Source organism: Psychrobacter sp., from assembly GCF_030457785.1.
In the GTDB taxonomy this organism is placed as follows: domain Bacteria; phylum Pseudomonadota; class Gammaproteobacteria; order Pseudomonadales; family Moraxellaceae; genus Psychrobacter.
The window spans coordinates 1-3,911 of sequence record NZ_JAKDUI010000233.1 but is presented as its reverse complement, the minus strand read 5'-3'; the positions used below and the strand labels follow the sequence as shown (position 1 = coordinate 3,911).

Annotated in this window: 4 protein-coding genes; 1 reads left to right on the top strand and 3 read right to left on the bottom strand. The window is 46.3% G+C overall.

Annotated features, from left to right (window positions below):
- Positions 1-153 precede the first annotated feature (153 nt).
- Positions 154-1,647 (top strand): amidase, encoded by a 1,494-nt coding sequence (locus L0J61_RS09850; RefSeq protein ID WP_301466271.1) that lies wholly within the window; start codon positions 154-156, stop codon positions 1,645-1,647.
- Positions 1,648-1,706: 59 nt separating this feature from the next.
- On the opposite strand, the gene L0J61_RS09845 is transcribed toward L0J61_RS09850, so the two are convergent.
- The 3 genes from L0J61_RS09845 to L0J61_RS09835 form a co-directional block, all read right to left on the bottom strand.
- Positions 1,707-2,597 carry a class III extradiol ring-cleavage dioxygenase gene (locus L0J61_RS09845; protein WP_301466270.1) on the bottom strand — a complete coding sequence of 297 codons (891 nt, stop codon included), beginning with the start codon at positions 2,595-2,597 and terminating at the stop codon, positions 1,707-1,709.
- Between the two features lie 70 nt (positions 2,598-2,667).
- A complete protein-coding gene (gene rlmH, locus L0J61_RS09840; RefSeq protein ID WP_301466269.1) occupies positions 2,668-3,156 on the bottom strand; it encodes a 23S rRNA (pseudouridine(1915)-N(3))-methyltransferase RlmH in 489 nt (162 codons plus the stop codon).
- A 247-nt stretch (positions 3,157-3,403) separates the two neighbouring features.
- On the bottom strand, positions 3,404-3,911 hold a 508-nt coding region (locus L0J61_RS09835), incomplete at its 5' end, for a DUF421 domain-containing protein (protein WP_301466268.1).

The window sequence follows — 3,911 nt, the reverse complement described above, 5'->3', positions numbered from 1 at the left end:
CTTTTGAGTATGCCATATTATATACTGTAGCGGATTTATATTTCTTTTACTATAGATGAACACAGCAGTACTGACAACGAGGTTACTTGTTTGCTAATGAACCCGATATACTAAACAAAGTAATGACTCAATCAGCAACCTGGAAGGTCAGATATGTTTAAAGAATATACTCAGTACGATGGGTTGGCGTTGGCAGCATTGGTTAATTCGGGTGAGGTCAGTGCCAAGGAGCTACTGGATGTCGCTGTTTATCAAGCCAACAAGATCAACCCTGAATTAAACGCCATTATTCATCGGTTTGATGAGCGAGCTTATAATGCTGCACAAGCTGGATTACCAAATGGTGTATTCAACGGAGTACCGTATCTGCTAAAGGATTTGTCATTCAGTTTTGCAGACGAACCAGTAACTATGGGAAGCCGTAGCGTCAATATAATCTCTGAAAACGACAGCGAAATCGTCAAACGCATGAAAGCCACAGGGGTCAATACCTTTGGTAAAACCAATACTCCTGAGTTTGGTTTGATAATCACGACTGAGCCAAAAGCTCACGGTGCGACTCATAATCCCTTCAAAAAAGGCTATAGCTCTGGTGGTTCATCAGGCGGTAGTGCTGCAGCAGTGGCTAGCGGCATAGTGCCAATGGCAGGGGCAGGTGATGGAGGCGGATCGATTCGTTTTCCCGCTGCTTGGTGCGGGGCCTTTGGTTTAAAACCAAGCCGTGGCCGAAATCCAGTCGGTCCTATGTTTGGTGAAAGTTGGGAGGGTGCAGTCGCCGACCATGTGATTACCCGTTCGGTACGTGATAGTGCCGCGATGCTTGATGCTACTAGCGGTGCGGAGATTGGTGCGCCTTTTGTCATTGCTCCGCCAGATGGGACGTTTTTACAAGCTGCGATGCGAGCGCCTCGTCAGCTGACTATCGCCCTACATCAGCAGCCATTGATTGCCAATACGGTGGTGGATAAAGAAGTAATGGCAGTACTTGAGCAGACAGCCAAGCAATTAGAAGCGATGGGGCATCGGGTCATACCGGCTGAGCCAAATATCAATATCGAACAGTTTTGGCATGACTTTATGGTGGTGGTTTGTGCCCATACGGCTTTTACCATTGATAATATCGAGCGTCATTTTGGCTCGGCACATACCAAACAATTAGAACCGCAAACTTATAATATGGCATTGCTCGGTCGATCGTTATCGGCAGTAGATTTGGCGCAGGCTAAACATGGCTGGCATCATAGTCGATACCAGACGGGGTTGCTGCTTGAAACCTACGACATTATTTTGTGCCCGACGGTGCCTACACCAGCAGTCAAGCATGGCGTGCTGCCACCCAGTAGAATGGACGAGGTGCTAATGCGTAGTGCCGACTTACTCAATAAAGGTATAGATATGGGTAAGTATGCCTTTAGGTCGGGTATGATCGAAAAGCTCAGTCAGCCTGTCTTGGGCAAAATGGCATTTACGCTGTTGGGTAATGTCACGGGTTTACCTGCGATGTCAGTGCCAGTAGGTATGAGCAAAAAAGGTTTGCCAATTGGTATGCAGCTGATTGGGCGTATGAACGATGAAGCAACGCTATTGAGTGTGGCAGGAGAAATGGAACGTGCAGGCTTGTTTACTAAAGCTTCCTTCGAAAAGTGAAAGGCAGGTATAGTAGGTTGAGATGTGTGTTGTTGCCTTGACTTCTTTGATTTATCAAATCAATCAAAGCGGTAGATGTCCATGCCTAAGCTATGATGCGCCATGCTTTGGTGTATGACAGACACCCGTTGACCAGCCCCGAGCGCAAAGAACAGCGGTAGCAGATGCTCGTCACTTGGGTGGACGTTTTTATAGTTTGGATACTGTTGCCAATCTAACGCGGTTGGGATGTCAGTTTTTAGCTGATGCAACAACCATTGCTTAAAGTCTTTTGCCGTGTGATCGATACTGTCAGACTGCCACAGCATGGCACGTAAATTATGGGTGATGCTGCCCGAGCCAATGACTAATATTTGCTCATTGCGTAGCTGTGCTAGCTGAGCACCCAATTGATAACAGGCAATGCTGTCATAATGCTGTGGCAAAGAGATTTGTACAATTGGTATGTCTGCCTCTGGATACAGGTGTATAAGCGGTGCCCACACGCCATGGTCACAAGCCCGCATCGGATTGATACTGCAGGATATACCACGGACGCTGAGCTGTTGAGCCAGTGACTCTGCAAGTGTTGGGAATCCTGCAGTAGGATACTGTATTTCGTACAGCTCAGAAGCAAATCCAGAGAAGTCATGCCATGTCTTTGGCTGAGGATTGCTGCTGATTTCGAGCTGTGTTGATTGCCAATGGGCAGACATGATGACGATGGCACGTGGTACGGGTAGGTTTTGCCCAATACGTGCCAGGGCGCTGGTGGTGGCAGATTGCTCTATGGCAAGCGAGGGCGCTCCGTGCGAAATAAATAACGCTGGGAGTTTTGCCAATTTGGTGGTGACAGTGGATGCATCAGGCCAAACACCAGCTGCAGTGATGGGCGCAGGCGTATCGGCGTCAGAGTCATCACGATGATCGGCTGAATGAGAAGGGGTCGCAACGTTTTTTGGATATGTCATAGGGCCTTTATTAGGGCGTACCACAGTTTTTCAATCATATTCTGTGGTGGATATGGTTTTTGAGTATGGATTAGTTACCACGATGATAAGGATGGTTGTTATTGACACTCATGGCACGATATAGCTGCTCCATGAGTACCACGCGGACCAGCGGATGCGGCAAGGTCAGGGCGGACAATGACCATTTGACATCGGCTCTCGCCAGTACTTCTGGTGATACGCCATCTGCACCGCCAATGACGAGTGCGATATCGTCGCCTTGTTGCATCGACCCTGATAGCTTATCCGCGAGTCCTTCTGTCGAGAGCATCTTACCTTTGACGTCCAATACCCATAGTTGCTCACGGCTTGATGTATTATGAGCGGCTAATATGGCTTGACCTTCTTGCTCACGGTATTGGGCAAGGTTGGCATCGGAAGGGTTTTTTGCTCGTTTTGCTGCGGAAATCTCAACGATTTCTGTGCTGAGCATGGGTTGGATACGTTTGAAATATTCATCAAACCCCGTCTGTACCCATTTTGGCATTTTGTTGCCAACGGTTAAGATTCTTACTTTCATAGTGCTTACCATGTTAATAATTGAGAAATTGTAAAAAATACGCTTAAGTTGCTGTAATGAGCATTGTCTTTACAGCAGTTTTTTGTGCTCGATGTGGGATTATAGACTGATCAGTATTTTCAATAGGCGATAACTTATTGTTCATATTATCTATGTTATCTCAATTACCGCACCATGTGATGTACGGCGTAGGTGTTTATATTAGGTACTTATATTAGTTATCTATATGACGCAGTGGTTGTTGGACTTACATTATTGTTTTGATGGTCTGCGATATTTCATCTGCTATACTTGCATTGTCTTTGCCAGTGTTTGGCTTTTGGATGATTGTCAGTTTGGCGTCAGATTCAAAGACGACGGCCTCTACATCATCAAAGCTATTCACATTATTAGCACGCATCGCGCTCTCGATTTCTTGACGGGTTAGCCGCTCAGAACGCATGGCCTCTAGTAAAAATTGACCTTGATAAAAGACGATACGCGGTTCGGACAAAATAAAGTCACTAAATGGTGCGGATATAGAGGCGTACTTAGTAACTAAAAATTGCAATAGATACAGTACCAATATGGCGGCACTACCTTCTATAAATGGGATGTCTTTGAGCAAAATGGTGCTGGCACCCAATGACCCGATCATCACGGTGACGACCCAATCAAAGTTATTGAGTTGAGAAGTGGAGCGCTTACCTGACACTTTGGTCACTGAGCTATGCTGAAGAAACCGTAGAGGTAAACTTGGTAAACTAAGCGTATTA

Bases quoted from the DNA above. Each gene is read 5' to 3' on its own strand.
- L0J61_RS09845 (WP_301466270.1), bottom strand. From the start codon at position 2,597: ATGACATATCCAAAAAACGTTGCGACCCCTTCTCATTCAGCCGATCAT.
- rlmH (WP_301466269.1), bottom strand. From the start codon at position 3,156: ATGAAAGTAAGAATCTTAACCGTTGGCAACAAAATGCCAAAATGGGTA.
- L0J61_RS09850 (WP_301466271.1), top strand. From the start codon at position 154: ATGTTTAAAGAATATACTCAGTACGATGGGTTGGCGTTGGCAGCATTG.